The organism is Pseudomonas oryzihabitans, from assembly GCF_024652905.1.
GTDB lineage: Bacteria > Pseudomonadota > Gammaproteobacteria > Pseudomonadales > Pseudomonadaceae > Chryseomonas > Chryseomonas benzopyrenica.
This window is the reverse complement of record NZ_CP102428.1, coordinates 1,901,793-1,919,529: the sequence shown is the minus strand read 5'-3', so window position 1 is coordinate 1,919,529 and position 17,737 is coordinate 1,901,793. Positions and strand designations below refer to the sequence as shown.

18 protein-coding genes are annotated in these 17,737 nt (G+C 64.0%); 4 read left to right on the top strand and 14 right to left on the bottom strand.

Translation table 11 applies throughout. The annotated features are described in order from the left end of the window. Positions 1 to 11 precede the first annotated feature (11 nt). The 4 genes from glpD to NRG74_RS08915 all read right to left on the bottom strand — a co-directional run bounded on the left by glpD (position 12) and on the right by NRG74_RS08915 (position 5,046). Positions 12 to 1,541: a glycerol-3-phosphate dehydrogenase gene (gene glpD / locus NRG74_RS08930; protein WP_257706318.1), complete on the bottom strand. Its 1,530-nt coding sequence runs from the start codon at positions 1,539 to 1,541 to the stop codon at positions 12 to 14. Positions 1,542 to 1,697: 156 nt separating this feature from the next. After that, on the bottom strand, positions 1,698 to 2,462 hold the full coding sequence (locus tag NRG74_RS08925) for a DeoR/GlpR family DNA-binding transcription regulator (RefSeq protein WP_007162742.1): 765 nt from the start codon (positions 2,460 to 2,462) through the stop codon (positions 1,698 to 1,700). 172 nt (positions 2,463 to 2,634) lie between these two features. Then, positions 2,635 to 4,143: a glycerol kinase GlpK gene (glpK, locus tag NRG74_RS08920; RefSeq protein WP_093249319.1), complete on the bottom strand. Its 1,509-nt coding sequence runs from the start codon at positions 4,141 to 4,143 to the stop codon at positions 2,635 to 2,637. 30 nt (positions 4,144 to 4,173) lie between these two features. Further along, on the bottom strand, positions 4,174 to 5,046 hold the full coding sequence (locus NRG74_RS08915) for an MIP/aquaporin family protein (protein WP_257706317.1): 873 nt from the start codon (positions 5,044 to 5,046) through the stop codon (positions 4,174 to 4,176). A 295-nt stretch (positions 5,047 to 5,341) separates the two neighbouring features. On the opposite strand from NRG74_RS08915, the gene NRG74_RS08910 reads away from it, so the two are divergent. Next, complete coding sequence (locus NRG74_RS08910) at positions 5,342 to 6,124, top strand: PhzF family phenazine biosynthesis protein (protein ID WP_257706316.1); 783 nt, start codon at positions 5,342 to 5,344, stop codon at positions 6,122 to 6,124. A 45-nt stretch (positions 6,125 to 6,169) separates the two neighbouring features. On the opposite strand, the gene argF is transcribed toward NRG74_RS08910, so the two are convergent. Then, positions 6,170 to 7,087, bottom strand: coding sequence for an ornithine carbamoyltransferase (gene argF, locus NRG74_RS08905; protein WP_257706315.1), 918 nt, complete (start codon positions 7,085 to 7,087; stop codon positions 6,170 to 6,172). 194 nt (positions 7,088 to 7,281) lie between these two features. Then, positions 7,282 to 7,686: a DUF3597 domain-containing protein gene (locus tag NRG74_RS08900; protein WP_017640307.1), complete on the bottom strand. Its 405-nt coding sequence runs from the start codon at positions 7,684 to 7,686 to the stop codon at positions 7,282 to 7,284. Positions 7,687 to 7,929: 243 nt separating this feature from the next. On the opposite strand from NRG74_RS08900, the gene grxD reads away from it, so the two are divergent. Next, positions 7,930 to 8,256: a Grx4 family monothiol glutaredoxin gene (grxD, locus tag NRG74_RS08895; RefSeq protein WP_017640308.1), complete on the top strand. Its 327-nt coding sequence runs from the start codon at positions 7,930 to 7,932 to the stop codon at positions 8,254 to 8,256. A gap of 60 nt (positions 8,257 to 8,316) precedes the next feature. On the opposite strand, the gene bfr is transcribed toward grxD, so the two are convergent. The 4 genes from bfr to pyrC form a co-directional block, all read right to left on the bottom strand. Then, positions 8,317 to 8,793: a bacterioferritin gene (bfr, locus tag NRG74_RS08890; protein WP_017640309.1), complete on the bottom strand. Its 477-nt coding sequence runs from the start codon at positions 8,791 to 8,793 to the stop codon at positions 8,317 to 8,319. A 193-nt stretch (positions 8,794 to 8,986) separates the two neighbouring features. Next, positions 8,987 to 9,202 carry a bacterioferritin-associated ferredoxin gene (locus NRG74_RS08885; RefSeq protein ID WP_026083759.1) on the bottom strand — a complete coding sequence of 72 codons (216 nt, stop codon included), beginning with the start codon at positions 9,200 to 9,202 and terminating at the stop codon, positions 8,987 to 8,989. Between the two features lie 118 nt (positions 9,203 to 9,320). Next, positions 9,321 to 9,992, bottom strand: a complete 672-nt coding sequence (gene rnt, locus NRG74_RS08880; protein ID WP_371099781.1) for a ribonuclease T — start codon at positions 9,990 to 9,992, stop codon at positions 9,321 to 9,323. A gap of 2 nt (positions 9,993 to 9,994) precedes the next feature. Then, the gene (pyrC, locus tag NRG74_RS08875; protein ID WP_257706314.1) at positions 9,995 to 11,038 is read right to left on the bottom strand and encodes a dihydroorotase; all 1,044 of its coding nucleotides are present in this window, start codon (positions 11,036 to 11,038) and stop codon (positions 9,995 to 9,997) included. 141 nt (positions 11,039 to 11,179) lie between these two features. On the opposite strand from pyrC, the gene NRG74_RS08870 reads away from it, so the two are divergent. Together NRG74_RS08870 and NRG74_RS08865 are read left to right on the top strand one after the other, a co-directional pair. Beyond that, on the top strand, positions 11,180 to 12,130 hold the full coding sequence (locus NRG74_RS08870; protein WP_257706313.1) for a flagellar protein MotY: 951 nt from the start codon (positions 11,180 to 11,182) through the stop codon (positions 12,128 to 12,130). Positions 12,131 to 12,246: 116 nt separating this feature from the next. Further along, positions 12,247 to 13,464 (top strand): argininosuccinate synthase, encoded by a 1,218-nt coding sequence (locus tag NRG74_RS08865; RefSeq protein ID WP_017640314.1) that lies wholly within the window; start codon positions 12,247 to 12,249, stop codon positions 13,462 to 13,464. A gap of 50 nt (positions 13,465 to 13,514) precedes the next feature. Here the strand turns inward: NRG74_RS08865 and NRG74_RS08860 are convergent, their stop codons facing one another. From NRG74_RS08860 to metG, 4 genes are all read right to left on the bottom strand, one after another. Beyond that, positions 13,515 to 13,703 (bottom strand): PA3496 family putative envelope integrity protein, encoded by a 189-nt coding sequence (locus NRG74_RS08860; protein WP_160923033.1) that lies wholly within the window; start codon positions 13,701 to 13,703, stop codon positions 13,515 to 13,517. A 140-nt stretch (positions 13,704 to 13,843) separates the two neighbouring features. Next, on the bottom strand, positions 13,844 to 14,482 hold the full coding sequence (gene nth / locus NRG74_RS08855; protein ID WP_017640316.1) for an endonuclease III: 639 nt from the start codon (positions 14,480 to 14,482) through the stop codon (positions 13,844 to 13,846). Beyond that, positions 14,479 to 15,453, bottom strand: a complete 975-nt coding sequence (locus NRG74_RS08850; protein ID WP_257706312.1) for an RnfABCDGE type electron transport complex subunit B — start codon at positions 15,451 to 15,453, stop codon at positions 14,479 to 14,481. The genes nth and NRG74_RS08850 overlap by 4 nt, the downstream gene beginning before the upstream one ends. Before the next feature lie 192 nt (positions 15,454 to 15,645). After that, complete coding sequence (metG, locus tag NRG74_RS08845; RefSeq protein ID WP_257706311.1) at positions 15,646 to 17,685, bottom strand: methionine--tRNA ligase; 2,040 nt, start codon at positions 17,683 to 17,685, stop codon at positions 15,646 to 15,648. Between the last annotated feature and the right edge of the window lie 52 nt (positions 17,686 to 17,737).

Below are 17,737 nucleotides of genomic sequence, written 5' to 3'. Positions count from 1 at the left end.
AACAGCAGGCGTCAGGCCGCGTTGCTGTCCTTGGCGCTCCGGGCGGGTTCGGAATGCGCCAGGAGGTTTTCCAGAGCGGCCCGCTCCGTATCGGTGAATACCAGGCCCAGCTTGGTCCGCCGCCAGAGCACGTCATCGGCACGGGTGACCCACTCGTGGCGCTGCAGGTATTCCACTTCACGCACGTGGAGGTCAGCGCCGATTACCGCACCTAGTTCCTCCACCGAGCGCGAATCACCCAGCAGGGTCCAGACCCGACTGCCATAGGTGGTGGCCCAGCGCTGCGCCAGGGCCGGCGTTAGGCCGCTGACCTTGTCCAGCAGTTCGCGGGTCAAGGCCTGGGGCGTGGTCATGTTCTCGCCACCGGGCAGCGGTGCCGAGGCTGTCCAGCTGTTGCCCAGCCGGGGGAAGAAGGGCTGCAGCTGCGCCATAGCCGACTCGGCCAGCTTGCGATAGGTGGTCAGCTTGCCACCGAACACCGACAGCAGCGGGGCGCCCTGTTCTTCGGCCAGCGACAGGGTGTAGTCGCGGGTGATGGCGGAGGGGTTATCCGACTCGTCGTCGCACAGCGGGCGGACACCGGAGAAGGTGTGCAGGACGTCATCGCGACTGAGCTGCTTGCGGAAGTGGGCATTGGCCACCCCCAGCACATAGTCGATTTCCTGGTCAGTGATGGCCACCTTGGCCGGATCGCCCTGGTACTCGCGATCCGTAGTGCCGACCATGGTGTATTGGCCCAGGTAGGGAATGGCGAAGACGATGCGACGGTCCTCGTTCTGCATGATGTAGGCCTGCTCGCCTTCGTACAGCTTGGGCACGATGACATGGCTGCCCTGGATCAGGCGGATGCCATAGGGCGACTTCTGCTGCAGGTCCTGACGGATGAAGCTGGCGACCCAGGGGCCGGCGGCATTGACCAGGCCCTTGGCACGGATCTGCTGGCGCCCCTGAGGACCTTCGACCTCAACCTCCCAGTGACCCTCGACGCGGCGGGCGCTGACGCAACGGGTGCGGGTCACTATGTCGGCACCCTTGTCCCGCGCCTGCATGGCGTTGAGCACCACCAGACGGGCATCGTCCACCCAGCAATCGGAATACTCGAAGCCACGCTTGATCTCGGCCTTGAGCGGCCCCTGGGCATCGAATTTCAGGCCGCGCGAACCTGGCAGCTTTTCGCGCTTGCCGAGGTGGTCATAAAGGAAGAGACCGGCACGGATCATCCAGGCCGGACGCAGGTGCGGGCGATGGGGCAGGACGAAGCGCATCGGTTTGACGATGTGGGGTGCCTTCGCCAGCAGTACCTCGCGCTCGGCCAGGGCTTCGCGCACTAGCCGGAACTCATGGTGTTCCAGGTAGCGCAGGCCGCCGTGGATCAGCTTGCTGCTGGCAGAGGAGGTGTGGCTCGCCAAGTCGTCACGTTCACAGAGGAACACCGACAGGCCACGACCGGCGGCGTCGGCGGCGATGCCGACGCCATTGATGCCACCGCCGATGACGGCGAGATCGTAGGTCCGGGGAGTTGCAGTGGGTGCCTGGGCCATGGTGCCTCCTGTGAAACGAACATAATTATTCGGTTTCGAACATAATAGCCCAGCAAAAACTCAGGTTCTAGCCAGGTCTGTGTCTTCAGACCGCTAAAACGAAAAAAAACGAATATGGAGAGAGGGGAGGCGACGAATGGTCGTCGCCCCTGGAGGTCAGCGCGGGCGCGCTACCTCGACCTTGACCTGCCATTCGCGCAGGCAGCGCGCGAAGGCCGGAGAGGGCTCCTGCTCGGTGAACAGCTGATCGATCTGCTCCAGGCTGCCCAGGCGGATCATGGCGTTGCGGCCGAACTTGCTGGAGTCGGCGGCGAGAAACACCTGGCGGGCATTGTGGATGATGGCCTGGGAGACGCAGACCTCCTGGTAGTCGAAATCCAGCAGGGTGCCGTCTTCGTCGATACCGCTGATGCCCACCAGGGCGTAGTCGACCTTGAACTGCTTGATGAAGTCGGCGGTGGCCTGGCCCACTACGCCGCCGTCGCTGCGTACCTTGCCGCTGGCGATCAGCACGTCGAAGTCGTCCTTGGCGCTGAGGATGTTGGCCACGTGCAGATTGTTGGTGATGACCTTGAGGCTGCGATGCCCGAGCAGGGCATGGGCGATGGCCTCGGTGGTGGTGCCGATGTTGATGAACAGCGATGCATGGTCGGGCACGGCAGCGGCCACGGCTTCGGCGATCAGGCGCTTTTCCTCGCGCATCTGTCCGGCCCTCATGCTGTATTCGGTGTTTTCCACGCTGGAGTCGTGGGCGGCACCCCCGTGGTAGCGCCGCAGCAGCCCGGCTTCGGCGAGCTGGTTGATGTCGCGGCGGATCGTCTGGGGGGTGACGGAGAAATGCTGGGCCAGCTCTTCGATGCTGACGTAGCCGCGCTCACGGACCAGTTCGAGAATCTGCTGTTGGCGAGGCGCCAGGCTCATTACGGCTTCCTTGAGGTGATCGAGTAAATTCACAGAGGATGCCGTAGCTCTTTCAAGGTGGAAAGCGCTTGTCGCGCAAAGCAAGACCGGCGTCGGAAGACGCCGGCCTCGTGGGGGAGCCTTGCGGGAAGCGGCCCCGGCAAGTACCGGCCGCTTCCCGGTCGGATTCGACTCAGTCCAGCGCCCAGCCGCGGGTACGCTCGACGGCCTTCTTCCAACCCTTGTACAGGGTGTCTCTCTTGCTCGGATCGCAAGCCGGTTCGAAGACCCGTTCGATGGTGCTCTTGCTGCGCAACTCGTCCAGGCTGCTCCAGAAGCCGGTGGCGAGACCCGCGAGGTAGGCCGCGCCCAGGGCCGTGGTCTCCTTCATTTCCGGTCGCTCGACCCGGGTGCCGAGCACATCCGACTGGAACTGCATGAGGAAGTTGTTGGCGGTGGCGCCGCCGTCCACGCGCAGGGACTTCAAGGCTTCGCCGGCATCCTGCTGCATGGCGTCCAGCACGTCGCGGGTCTGGAAGGCAATGGATTCCAGAGTGGCGCGGATGATGTGGTCCACTTTCACGCCCCGGGTCAGGCCGAACAGCGCGCCGCGGGCATAGGGATCCCAGTAGGGCGCGCCCAGACCGGTGAAGGCCGGGACCAGGTAGACGCCGTTGCTGTCGGTCACCTTGGTGGCGAAATACTCGGAGTCCAGGGAATCGTTGATCACCTTGAGCTCGTCACGCAGCCACTGGACGGTGGAGCCGCCGTTGAAGATGGCGCCTTCCAGGGCGTAGTTGACCTCGCCGCGAGGACCGCAGGCGATGGTGGTCAGCAGGCCGTGCTGGGACTGCACCGCCTTCTCGCCGGTGTTCATCAGCAGGAAGCAACCGGTGCCATAGGTGTTCTTGGCCTGGCCGGGCTCCACGCACATCTGGCCGAACAGCGCCGCCTGCTGGTCGCCGGCGATACCGGCGATGGGGATGCCGGTGGTCTGGCCGCTGCCCAGGTGCGCCTGGCCATAGACCTCGGAGGAGGATTTCACTTCCGGCAGCATCTCGCGCGGGATGTCGAGCACCTCGAGCATGGTGGCATCCCACTCACGCTTGTGGATATCGAACAGCAGGGTGCGGGAGGCGTTGGTGTAGTCGGTGACGTGGGCTTGACCGTGGGTCATCTTCCAGATCAGCCAGGTGTCCACGGTGCCGAACAGCAGCTCGCCGCGGCGGGCGCGTTCACGGCTGCCTTCGACGTGATCGAGGATCCACTTGATCTTGGTGCCGGAGAAATAGGGATCGATCACCAGGCCGGTGGTCTTGCGGATATGGTCTTCCATGCCGTCGCGCTTGAGCTGGTCGCAGATCGCGGTGCTCTGGCGGCTCTGCCAGACGATGGCGTTGTAGATGGGACGACCGGTAAGCTTGTCCCAGACGATGGCGGTTTCACGCTGGTTGGTGATGCCGATGGCGGCGATCTGCTCGGTGCTGATGCTGGCCTGGGCCAGAGCCTCGACGAACACCGCGCTCTGGGTGGCCCAGATCTCCATGGGGTCGTGCTCGACCCAGCCGGCCTGGGGATAGATCTGCGCGAATTCGCGCTGGGCGATGGTCACCACGTTGGCATTGCGGTCCAGCACGATGGCGCGGGAGCTGGTGGTGCCCTGGTCGAGCGCGACGATGTACTGCTTGTTCTGGTCGGTCATGGTCGTATTCCTTATTGTGATTCGCGGCGATCAGGACGCTTTGGAAGCGGAGTTCACTTCGGTGCGGGCGCTGTCATCGGTCTTGGCCGGGACGTCGCAGGCACCGGAAGCCAGGCCAGGCAGGTGACGGCAGATCAGCGCCTTGTAACCGGCGGCGCCCAGGCAGGCACCGACGATGGGGCCGAAGATCGGCACCAGGAAGTAGGGGATGTCGCGGCCACCGGTAAAGGCGATTTCACCCCAGCCGGCGAAGAAGGCCATCAGCTTGGGTCCGAAATCCCGGGCCGGGTTCATGGCGAAGCCGGTCAGCGGACCCATGGAACCACCGATCACGGCGATCAGCAGGCCGATCAGCAGGGGGGCGAGCGGGCCACGGGGCAGGCCGTTGCCGTCGTCGGTGAGGGCCATGATCATGGCTAGCAGGATGGCGGTGATGACGGCTTCGACCAGGAAGGCCTGACCGATCGACAGGGAAGGATGGGGATAGGTGGAGAAGACGCCGGCCAGTTCCAGGCTCGCCTGGCTGCCGCGGACCATGTTGTGGGCCTGTTCATAATCGAAAAACAGGCTGCTGTAGAGGCCGTAGACCAGCGCCGCGCCACAGAAGGCACCGGCGACCTGGGCCAGGATGTAGGCCGGAACCTTGCGTCTTTCGAAGCCACCGAACAGCCAGAGGGCGATGGTGACGGCCGGGCTGAGATGCGCGCCGGAGACACCGGCGGACAGGTAGACCGCCATGCTCACGCCGACGCCCCAGATGATACTGATCTCCCACAGGCCGAGGGTAGCGCCGCCGACCTTCGCGGCCGCCACGCAGCCGGTACCGAAGAAGATGAGCAGGGCTGTGCCGAGGAATTCGGCGATGCATTGACCGCGTAGTGTTGGAGCGAGAAGAGTACTCATGGGGGAGCCTCGTGGTTGTTGTATTTATAGGTGGCCGGTGGGCCATTTGTTCGCAACCGAAAATCTAATTTCAAATATGAAAACTGTCAAAGCTCCTGAGCGCAAAAACAGTGACGACGTTCGACAATTCATTGCCGATGCGACGCCGCCTGCTATTTTGGTCATAGGACTTGTGAAGACAACCTGTCCATCGGCCGGTCTTAGGCTGTAGCCGTCGCTACAGGGATCATCAGAGGCCGGGTGCCCGTGCGACGTTGACGCTTGCTGTTTCTCTTCTTCTGCTCAGGTAGCGTGCATGTCCCTAGAATTTCATCAGGTCGATGCCTTCACCGATCAGGCCTTTCGCGGCAATCCTGCTGCCGTCTACCGCCTGGATAGCTGGCCGGCCGACGAGCTGCTGCAGCGAATCGCCACCGAGCACAATCTTTCGGAAACCGCCTTCGTGGTGCGCGAGGGCGAGACCTGGCGGATTCGCTGGTTCACCCCGCGGACCGAGGTGCCATTATGCGGTCATGCCACCCTGGCAGCCGCCCATGTGCTGTTTGAAGCCTATGGAGAGCCTGGAGATCGACTGGAGTTCATCTGCCAGTCGGGCGTGCTGCGGGTGTTTCGCGAGGGCGATGGCCTGCTGGCGCTGGATTTTCCGGCGTTGGTGCCCACGGAGCTGGGGGTGACGCCCGAATTGGAGCGAGCCCTGCAGGTCTCGCCGGTGGATGCCCTGGCGGCGGACAAGCTGCTGGTGCTGCTGGAGTCGGAACAGGCGGTGCGTGACTGCAAGCCGGATCTGGCTGCCATCGCCCGGCTGCCCTGGCAGGGCGTCATCGTGACCGCACGGGGACAGGAGGTCGACTTCGTCTCGCGCTTCTTCGCCCCGGCAGTGGGTGTGGACGAGGATCCCGTCACCGGCTCGGCGCATTGCAGCCTGATTCCCTACTGGTCGCGGCGACTGGCCAAGCGGATGCTCACCTCCCAGCAACTCTCCGCTCGCGGTGGGCAACTCAGGTGTCGGTTGGAAGGCGATCGGGTCAGTATCGCCGGGCGGGCGGTGACGGTCATGCGCGGGCAGCTGTTGCTGTGAGCCAAAGGCCTCGGCTGCCTGGCGCAACCGAGGCCTGCGCCAGGATTAGGCGTGCAGCGGCGGCTTGATGAGGAATTCGAGCAGCGCCTTCTGGGCGTGGAGGCGATTTTCGGCTTCGTCCCAGACCACGGCGCGCGGATCGTCCAGCAGGGTATGGCTGATTTCCTCACCGCGGTGAGCCGGTAGGCAGTGCATGAACAGCACCTCGGGGGCGGCGCCATCGAGCAGCTCGGCGGTGACCTGGTAGGGCTTGAAGGCTGCCAGGCGCAGACGGGTTTCTTCTTCCTGGCCCATGGAGGTCCAGACATCGGTGCTGACCAGGTGCGCCTGGGCCACGGCCTCGCGCGGATCCCGGGTCAGCCGCACGCGGTCGCCGGCCCGTTCGAGAAAGCGCGGGTTGGGCTCGTAGCCTTCCGGACAGGCAATGCGCAGGGTGAAATCGAGCTGCTCGGCCGCCTCGATGTAGCTGTTGCACATGTTGTTGCCGTCGCCGATCCAGGCCACGGTCTTGCCACGGATATCGCCCCGGTGTTCGAAGAAGGTCTGCATGTCGGCCAGCAGCTGGCAGGGGTGCAGGTCATCCGATAGACCATTGATCACCGGCACCTGGGAATGGGCGGCGAAGGTGGTCAGCATCTCGTGGGCGTAGGTGCGGATCATCACGCCGTCGAGCATGCTCGACATGACGCGGGCGCTGTCCGGAACGGGTTCGCCGCGGCCGAGCTGGGTATCCCGGGAGGAGAGGAAGATCGCCTGGCCGCCGAGCTGGATCATACCGGCCTCGAAGGAGAGGCGGGTGCGGGTCGAGGCCTTCTCGAAGATCATGCCCAGGACGCGATTGCGCAGGGGTTCGTGCAGCACACCCTGGTTACGCAGGGCCTTGAGCTCGATGCCCCGTGCGATGAGTTGCCGGAGTTCCGCGGAGGAACAATCCATGAAAGAGAGAAAGTGGCGAACCGTCATTTCGTTACCCTAGCGTCCCGTCCCGGTAACGGCCGTCCCTGGAGGACGCGGCGAACCTGAGAGCATGCCGTTTCAAACGGCGGAAAGACCAAAGGCGAAATGGTATAAGTTCATGTCGCATTTTACCACCATCGCAGGCTAGGCCCTCAATTCAGGGCGGCTAGCCTGGGACAGGGTAGCGGATGGGTGGGGGTTTACAGCAGGTCGGTGGGAACGTTGCCGCCGTTGTCGGCCAGCTTCTGCAGAACAGCCTTGTGCAGCCACATGTTCATCTGGGCGGAGTCGTTCAGCTTGTCGGCGGGGCAGTTCAGCTCCTTGGCCAGTTCCTGGCGCGCGGTCAGGCTGCTGTCCAGGTCGAGCAGCTTGAGCAGGTCGACGATGGAGGTCTTCCAGTTGAGCTGTTCGCCTTTCTGGGCTGCCAGGCCATCGAGCTTGGCGGCGACATCCACCTGGCTCATGGGAGTGGCGCCGCCGGTTGCGGCCGGGTTGCCGGCGGGTGCGGCGGTATCGGTCGCGCCGGTGGTGGGCGCTGCGGCGGGGGTATCCGCGTGGGCTTCGCCAATGCCAAGCTTCGAGAGGATCTTGCTGAACAGGCTCATGGAGTTCTCCTGGGTCTTGGATCAGGCGCACCGAGTGGCGCCTACCCTTAACCTGACCACAGCCTCGCCGCCAAAGTTTGCCAGTTGGTCTGCCAAATCGCTGCGGGCGGAGCGAACGGGCCTCGACAGACGTGGTCGATTGCCAGGTCGAGCCGCGCCTGTTTCGGGCTGGACGTCGCGGAAATCCCGGCGTTCCACCGGCCTTTCCGTTACAATCGTCCCACCGTATTAGCGAGGTGCATCGTGGAAATCATCGATACCATCAAAGACCAGATTGCCAACAATCCCGTGCTGCTCTACATGAAGGGTTCGCCGAACGCGCCTCAGTGCGGCTTCTCTTCCCGTGCCGCTCAGGTGTTGATGGCCTGTGGCGAAAAATTCGCCTATGTCGACATCCTGCAGAATCCGGAAATCCGCGCCAATCTGCCCAAGTACGCCAACTGGCCGACCTTTCCCCAGCTGTGGGTGGGCGGCGAGCTGGTCGGCGGCAGCGACATCCTGGCCGAGCTGTACGAGAAGGGCGAGCTGCAGACCCTGATCAAGCAAGCCGTGGAAACCAAGGACGCCTGAGTCTTTGGCCCATAAAAAAAGCCCGCAGCGTGCGGGCTTTTTTTATGGGCGTTTGCCCGATCAATCGTCGTCGTGCATCTGCGACTGGATGTAGTTCTCGATCCCGACGCTGGCGATCAGACTCAGCTGGGTTTCCAGCCAATCGATGTGCTCTTCCTCGGACTCGAGGATGCTCTTGAGCATGTCGCGGCTCACGTAGTCCCGCACACTTTCGCAATAGGTGATGGCTTCACGCAGGTCAGCCACGGCGCTGATTTCCAGGCGCAGGTCGCACTGGATCATTTCCTGGGTGTTCTCGCCGATCATCAGCTTGCCCAGGTCCTGCAGATTGGGCAGGCCTTCCAGGAACAGGATGCGCTCGATCAAGCGATCGGCGTGCTTCATCTCGTCGATGGATTCCTTGTACTCATGATGACCCAGCTTGCGGATACCCCAGTCGTTGTACATCCGCGAGTGCAGGAAATACTGGTTGATGGCCACCAGTTCGTTGCCAAGGATCTTGTTCAAGTGCTGGATGACGGTGATATCGCCTTTCATGGCCGGACCTGCAAATCGGGTGGGATTGCCGGCAGTCTGAGCGTGGAAGGGCCCTTTGTCAAAAGCTTAAGTTGTTGAAAAATCGACGAAAATCGAACGGTAATCGAAAGCTTTTCCATCCTTTCCGTAAGCGTTTGATTAGACAATAAAAAAGCCGGACGCAAGGTCCGGCTTTTTTTTGCAGGGATGTTGCTCAGGCGCGCGGGACGTCCAGGGCGTAGGCGAGCTGCTGGGCACCATGCAGCTCACCGAGGGTTTCCTTGACCACCTGCTTGGCGAGGCAAGCGCACTTGCCGCACTGGGTGGCGCAACCCGTGCTTTCCCGGACTTCCCGATAACTGCAGCAGCCTTCATAGATGGCTTCGCGAATATGCTTGTCGGTCACGCCACGGCAAAGACACACGTACATGGATCGCCTGCTGTATGAGTGGAGGTGCCGCCAAAGCTAATGACAATGAGAATGATTGTCAAAGTTGTAGGCGGCAAAATCTCATCAAAGGCGTCCTGGGCGACAGGCGGTTGTCTGATCAGTCCAGGTCGACCCAGCCGCCCATCTCCCGCCAGCGATTGACGATGCCGCAGAACAGTTCGGCGGTCTTCTCGGTGTCGTAACGGGCCGAGTGGGCTTCGCGATTATCGAATTCGATACCGGCCGCCTGACAGGCCTTGGCCAATACCGTCTGACCATAGGCCAGGCCGGCGAGGGTAGCGGTATCGAAGCTGGAGAAGGGGTGGAAGGGATTGCGCTTCAGGCCACAACGCAAGACCGCGGCATTGAGAAAGCCCAGGTCGAAGCTGCTGTTGTGGCCGACCAGGATGGCTCTCTTGCAGCCACTGGCCTTGAGCGACTTGCGCACGCCCTTGAAGATCTCGCTCAGCGCCTGCTCTTCGCCCACCGCCATGCGCAGCGGGTGGTCGAGCTTGATGCCGGTGAATTCCAGCGCCGCCGGTTCGATGTTGGCGCCGACAAAGGGTTCGACACGGAAGAAGTAGGTGTGATCCGGATAGAGCACCCCTTCCTCGTCCATGGCCACGGTAGTGGCGGCGATTTCCAGCAGGGCATCGGTGGCGGCGTTGAAGCCACCGGTCTCGACGTCCACCACCACCGGCAGATAGCCGCGAAAGCGGCGCGCCATGGGGATGCGCGAGTCGGACATCGGCTGGCTGGCATCCAGTTCGTCGCTGAAGGTCTCGTCCATGCTCATGCGCCCACCTCCAGCCGCCAGCGCAACGTTTCGCCCGCGCGCAGCGGAATCACCTCATGGTCGCCGAACGGCAGGGAGGCCGGCGCCTGCCAGTCCTCGCGCACCAGGGTGACGATCTCGGTATTGCGCGGCAGGCCGTAGAAGTCGGCACCGAAATGGCTGGCGAAGCCTTCCAGGCGGTCGAGGGCATTGCGGCTTTCGAAGGCCTCGGCATAGAGTTCCAGGGCGCCATAGGCGGTGTAGCAGCCGGCGCAGCCACAGGCGGCTTCCTTGGCGTGACGGGCATGGGGTGCCGAATCGGTGCCGAGAAAGAACTTGGGATTGCCGCTGGTGGCGGCGTCCAGCAGGGCGCCCTGGTGGGTGTTGCGCTTGAGGATCGGCAGGCAATAGAAGTGCGGCCGGATGCCGCCCACCAGCATGTGGTTGCGGTTGTACAGCAGGTGGTGGACCGTGATGGTGGCACCGACGTTGGCCGGGGCCTCGCGCACGAAGGCGGCGGCGTCGCCGGTGGTGATGTGCTCGAACACCACCTTCAGTGTCGGGAAGCGCTGGACGATACGCACCAGGTGCTCGTCGATGAATCGCTTCTCGCGATCAAAGACATCCACCTCGGCATGGGTGACCTCGCCATGCACCAGCAGCGGCAGGCCGATCTCGGCCATGGCTTCCAGGGTGGGGAAGAGGTTGTCCAGCGAGGTGACCCCGGAATCGGAGTTGGTGGTAGCACCGGCCGGATAGAGCTTGGCGGCATGCACGAAGCCGCTGGCCTTGGCGCTGCGTACGTCGTCCGGGCTGGTGCGGTCGGTGAGGTAGAGCACCATCAGTGGCTCGAAGCGACTGCCGGCCGGGCGCGCGGCCAGGATGCGCTCGCGGTAGGCGGCGGCCTGTTCGGCGTTGCGCACCGGTGGCACCAAGTTGGGCATGACGATGGCGCGACCGAATTCCCGGGCGGCGTCGGCGACGGTCTGCGGCAGGGCGGCGCCGTCGCGCAGGTGAATGTGCCAGTCATCGGGACGGGCAAGGGTGATCCGGTCGGTCATGCGGGATTCCAGGCTGCGGGAAAGTGGGGAAATGCTACCGGAAAAGGGGGTAGCCGGCACCCGTGCGGCGGGACCGCGCTCAAGTTTTCCGCGCCCTCGACCGATAAGAAGCCCAAGTACTTTTTCTTTCCGGAGCCCGACGTGCGCCCGCGTTACCTCTTCCTTTCCTGTCTGCTGCTCGCCGTGCCGGCCTGGGGGATGACCTTCCAGAGCCGGCTCGAGAGCGTGGAATGGAAAGTGGAAGGCGACATCTTCGCCTGTCGCCTGCTGCAGCCCATCCCGCGCTTCGGCAGTGGTGGCTTTCTGCGCCGCGCGGGCGAAGCCACGGTGTTCGAGCTGCGGCCCAATGGCCAGTGGCTGCCGGCGGGCAGTGCCCACCTCAAGGCGGCCGCAGTGCCCTGGAAGCCGGGGCTCGGCGACATCAGCCTCGGCTCGGTCAAGGTGGTGGAGGGCGAACAGGCGCTGGCCACCAGCGCACAGCAGGCGCAGCGCCTGCTGGCGGGGCTGATGGAAGGGCGTATGCCCCAGGTGAGCAGGGCAGGTGCCCTGGACGACCGGATCGAGGTCCGGCTGCTGCCGGTGCGCTTCGAGCCGGCCTACCAGCAATTCCAGGCCTGTACCCAGAAGCTGCTGGCGGTCAATTTCGAGCAGATCCGTCATTCCCAGGTCGGCTTCCCGGGCGGCGGCGATACCCTGGACGACCTCGCCAAGGCCAAGCTCGATCTCATCGACGAGTACCTGAAGGCCGATCCGACGGTCAATCACGTCATCGTCTCCGGCTACAGCGACAACCAGGGCACCCGGTTGGACAATCGCCAGGAATCCCGCCTGCGCGCCATCGCCGTGATGGAGTACCTCAAGAGCAAGGGTTTCGCCGCCGAGCAGATCGAGCTGCGCTTCTTTGGCGAGCAGTATCCCGTGGCACCCAACACCAGCAAGGCCAATCGCGCGCTCAATCGCCGGGTGACCCTGGTGTTCTCACGGGCGCCGGCAAGCAGCGAACCAGCGGCCGCACCAACCACCAGCACCGCCGCCAATCCGGCCGAACCGCCGGCGCCTACCCCGGCACCGCCCGCCAAACCCAAGGGCTGATCCACCCGACCGGATGTCGCCCAGACATCAGAGTGCGTCGCGCCCCTGTAAAAGCGGCGAGGCGACCAGTAGACTTGTCGCTTTCCGACTCAACGCAACACACGGGAGCGAACGGCATGGCGGATGTGAAGAAGGTAGTCCTGGCGTATTCCGGCGGCCTGGACACCTCGGTGATCCTCAAGTGGCTGCAGGATACCTATAACTGCGAAGTGGTGACCTTCACCGCTGACCTCGGCCAGGGCGAGGAAGTCGAACCGGCACGCGCCAAGGCCCAGGCCATGGGCGTCAAGGAAATCTACATCGACGACCTGCGCGAAGAGTTCGTCCGCGACTTCGTCTACCCGATGTTCCGTGCCAACACCGTCTACGAAGGCGAGTACCTGCTGGGTACCTCCATCGCCCGTCCGCTGATCGCCAAGCGCCTGATCGAGATCGCCAACGAAACCGGTGCCGACGCCATCTCCCACGGCGCCACCGGCAAGGGCAACGACCAGGTGCGCTTCGAGCTGGGTGCCTATGCGCTCAAGCCAGGCGTCAAGGTGATCGCCCCCTGGCGCGAGTGGGACCTGCTGTCCCGCGAGAAGCTGATGGACTACGCCGAAAAGCACCAGATCCCGATCGAGCGCCACGGCAAGAAGAAGTCGCCGTACTCCATGGACGCCAACCTGCTGCACATCTCCTACGAGGGTGGCGTGCTGGAAGACACCTGGACCGAGCACGAAGAAGACATGTGGCGCTGGACCAAGTCCCCGGAAGCCGCACCTGACACCCCGACCTACATCGAGTTGACCTACCGCAACGGTGACATCGTCGCCATCGATGGCAAGGAGCTGAGCCCGGCCACGGTGCTGGCCGAACTGAACCGCATCGGCGGCGAGAACGGCATCGGTCGCCTGGACATCGTCGAGAACCGCTATGTGGGCATGAAATCCCGTGGCTGCTACGAGACCCCCGGCGGCACCATCATGCTCAAGGCCCACCGCGCCATCGAGTCCATCACCCTCGACCGCGAGGTGGCCCACCTCAAGGACGAGCTGATGCCCAAGTACGCCAGCCTGATCTACACCGGCTACTGGTGGAGTCCCGAGCGGTTGATGCTGCAGCAGATGATCGACGCCTCCCAGGCCAACGTGAACGGCGTGGTGCGGCTGAAGCTGTACAAGGGCAACGTCATCGTCGTCGGTCGCCAGTCCGACGAGTCGCTGTTCGACGCCAACATCGCCACCTTCGAAGAAGACGGCGGTGCCTACAACCAGGCGGACGCGGCGGGCTTCATCAAGCTCAACGCCCTGCGCATGCGCATCGCCGCCGGCAAGGGTCGCACCCTGCTGTAAGGGTGGCCCTGCAACGCGAAACCCCAGCCTAGGCTGGGGTTTTTCATGGCCTAGAGATCGAAGTCGTACTCGGAGATCTGCCGCTTCAGGCGGCGCTCTTCGAGCATGTTGTCGATCAGGCGCCGCTTGGTCAGGTTGGTCTTGCTGACGATGGGCTCGACGGGATCGACGGTTTCGGGCGCCTCGTTGTCGGTCTCGAAATCGTCGTCTACATCGATATCGCTTTTGTCTTCGGCCATTGGTAACTCCTGCAAGGCTGGACAGGGTCACACGCACTCATGACAGGGCGGCGGGACCTTTTCGCGCACCTTATAACGACAAAGCAGGGGCCGGTAAAAAAGATTTTTTCAATCGCCGAAGGGCTTTGATACGCCCTTTTTCAATCGTCAGAGGTTTTTGCCTTGTATTCGCAGAGATCTTCGATGCGGCAGCTGCCGCAGCGGGGCTTGCGCGCCTGGCAGACATAGCGGCCATGCAGGATCAGCCAGTGGTGGGCATCCAGCAGGTAGGCCTTCGGCACCACCTTGAGCAGCTTGAGCTCGACCTCCACCACGTTCTTGCCGGGGGCCAGATTGGTTCTGTTGCTGACCCGGAAGATATGGGTGTCCACCGCCATGGCGAGCTGGCGGAAGGCAGTGTTGAGCACCACGTTGGCGGTCTTGCGGCCCACGCCGGGCAGGGCCTCCAGTTCTTCGCGGGTCTGGGGTACCTCGCCGCCATGGCGTTCCAGCAGCAGCCGGCAGGTCTCGATGACGTTCTTGGCCTTGCTGTTGTAGAGCCCTATGGTCTTGATGTACTCCGACAAACCCTCTACCCCGAGATCCAGGATGGTCTGGGGCGTGTTGGCCACCGGATAGAGGCGGGCGGTGGCCTTGTTGACGCTGACGTCGGTGGCCTGGGCGGAGAGGATCACCGCGATGAGCAGCTCGAACGGCGAGGCATAGGCCAACTCCGTCTTGGGGTCGGGATTGTCTTCGTGCAGGCGACGAAAGATTTCCAGGCGTTTGGCGGCGTTCATGGGGCGATTCGCTCTTCCAGGGCCGCGAGGCGGTGAGCCGCCTGCTGAGCGGCGCTGCGCAAGGTTTCCAGTTGCGCGTTCTGCTCGGGTGTTGGCTCGGTACCAAAGGCCCGCTCGGCCTTGGTCAGCTGGGCACGCGCCAGGGTGGCAGCGATCCGCGCCTGCTTGAGAGCGGCGGGATCGGCGGCTGGCGTCGCCAGGGCAGGTGCGCTGGCAGTGGCGGGCGCTTGCTGCGCCTGGTCGAGGGCCGCCTGGGCCTGCTGGGCGGCTTCACGCAACTGCTGCACCTGGGTTTCCAGTGCGGGCGTGCCGTATTGGGCCAGTTGCCGTTCGGCCTTCTGCAGGGCGACACGTGCCATGGCGGCAGCGATCTTCAGCGGCTTGAGCGAGGATTCCGCCGTGGCGGGGTGCTCTGCAACCGTGGCGGTTGCAGGTGGCACCTGACGGCGTTGGCGCTCGGCGTCCAGTCGCTCGCGGTCCCGCTGCAGGCGCGCCTGGCGGGCATCGAAGCGGCGCCGATAGTACTGCGCGCGCTGGCGCTCTTCGACGCGATCGACCGGTGCGGGTGCAGCCACCAGATCGATGCAGTCCACCGGACAGGGCGCCAGGCACAGCTCGCAGCCGCTGCATTCGCTCTCGATCACCGTGTGCATCAGCTTGGCCGCGCCAAGGATGGCGTCAGTGGGGCAGACCTGGATGCACTTGGTGCAGCCGATGCACTCGGCCTCGCGGATCACCGCGCGCTGGCTGGGCGTCACCGGATAGGGCGAATCCAGTGGCAGCGGCGGACGCTGCAGCAGCGCTGAAAGCTCGAGGATGGTGGCTGCGCCCCCGGGCGGACACTTGTTGTGCGCTTCGCCCGCGGCGATGCCCGCCGCATAGGGCTGGCAACCGGGGTGGCCGCATTTGCCGCACTGGGTCTGCGGCAGCAGGGCGTCGATGGCGCTGATGAGGGTGGCGTGAGCGTTCATGATCAGGGTCGGGGCTGGAGGAAGAACGGCGTCCTGAGAGCCTGCTCAAAGTCGGCTGCGCGTCGGCCAAACTGCGTTGAAAATGGCTTCGGAATGCTCATTTACGCTTTGTAAACTCCGCTTCCTCAGCCATGTTCGCCTTGTTTGTCGCTAGCTCGCTCGCCTTTGAGCAGGCTCTCGGCGCCGTCGCTGTCACATCACCCGCTGGCCGGGCTTGGCGCCACTGTCGGGGCTGAGCAGGTGGATCTCGGTGCCGCCGGGGCCGGCGGCCAGGACCATGCCTTCGGAGACGCCGAACTTCATCTTGCGCGGCGCCAGGTTGGCGACGTACAGGGTCAGCCGACCTTCGAGCTGGCTCGGCTCCGGGTAGGCGCTCTTGATGCCGGAGAAGACGTTGCGCTTGGCGTCGCCGATGTCCAGGGTCAGGCGCAGGAGCTTGTCAGCGCCCTCGACGAATTCGGCCTTTTCGATCAGTGCGATGCGCAGGTCGACCTTGGAAAAGGTATCGAAGTCGATGGTCTCGGCCAGCGGGGCCTTGGTCAGTTCGCCGTTGCCGGCGGGCTCGGGCGCGGCCTGGGCGGCCAGGTCTTCCTTGGAAGCGTCGATCATGGTCTGCACCTTGGCGGGTTCGATGCGGGTGAGCAGGGGCTGGAAGGCGTTGAGCTGATGATTGGCCAGGCGGGTGTCGAGGTCGGCCCAGGTCAGGGGCGCGACGTTGAGGAAGGCCTCGGCGGCGGCGGTCAGGTTGGGCAATACCGGCTTGAGCAGGATCGCCAGCTGGCGGAACAGCTCGATGCCCTGGGCGCAGATGGCCTGGACTTCGTCGGCCTTGCCGTCCTGCTTGGCCAGGCTCCAGGGCGCCTTGTCGGCGATCCAGGCGTTGGCGCGGTCGGCCAGGGCCATGATCTCGCGCATGGCACGGCCGAAGTCACGGGTCTCGTAGGCCTCGGCGATGCTCGGCGTGGCGGCGCGGAAGGCGGCTTCCAGTTCGGGTGCGGCCTGGGCATCCACCAGCAGGCCGGCGTTGCCCTTGTGGATGAAGCCGGCGCAGCGGCTGGCGATGTTGACCACCTTGCCCACCAGGTCGGAATTGACCTTCTGCACGAAGTCCTCGAGGTTCAGGTCGATGTCCTCGACGTGGCGTGAGAGCTTGGCGGCGAAGTAGTAGCGCAGGTATTCGGGATTGAGGTGATCCAGGTAGGTGCGCGCCTTGATGAAGGTGCCGCGGGACTTGGACATCTTCTGGCCGTCGACGGTGAGGAAGCCGTGGACGTTCAGCGCCGTGGGCTTGCGGTAGCCGGCGCCTTCGAGCATGGCCGGCCAGAACAGCGCATGGAAGTTGACGATGTCCTTGCCGATGAAGTGGTACAGCTCGGCCGTGCTGTCCTTGGCCCAGTAGGCGTCGAAATCCAGGTCGTCGCGACGGTCGCAGAGATTCTTGAAGCTGGCCATGTAGCCGATGGGCGCGTCCAGCCAGACATAGAAGTACTTGCCCGGGGCGTCGGGGATCTCGAAGCCGAAGTAGGGCGCGTCACGGGAGATGTCCCATTCCTGCAGGCCGGCGTCCAGCCATTCGGCGATCTTGTTGGCCACCGATTCCTGCAGGGCGCCGCTGCGGGTCCAGCCCTTGAGCATCTCGGCGAAGTCGGGAAGCTTGAAGAAGAAGTGCTCGGATTCGCGCAGCACCGGGGTCGCGCCGGAGATGGCCGACTTGGGGTCCTTCAGCTCGGTGGGCGCATAGGTGGCGCCGCACTTCTCGCAGTTGTCGCCGTACTGGTCGGCGCTGCCGCATTTGGGGCAGGTGCCCTTGATGAAGCGGTCGGCCAGGAACATCTGCTTGTCCGGGTCGAAGTACTGGGTGACCGGACGGGTGGCGATGTGGCCGTTCTCCCGCAGCTTCAGGTAGATGGCGCGCGACAGCTCGCGATTCTCTTCCGCATGGGTGGAGTGGAAGTTGTCGAAGGCCACGCCGAAGTCGGCGAAGTCGGCGCTGTGCTCGCGCTTGACGTTGTCGATCAGCTGCTCGGGCGTGATTCCCTCGCGCTCGGCGCGCAGCATGATGGCCGAACCATGGGCGTCGTCGGCGCAGACATAGATGCACTGGTTGCCGCGCAGCCGCTGGAAGCGGGCCCAGATGTCGGTCTGGATGTACTCGACCATGTGGCCGAGGTGGATGGAGCCGTTGGCGTAGGGCAGGGCGCTGGTGACGAGAATCTTGCGGGGCTCGGTCATGGTCTTGGCTGGATCGCGGCGCTGATAAGTTGACCGACCATCATAGCGAAAT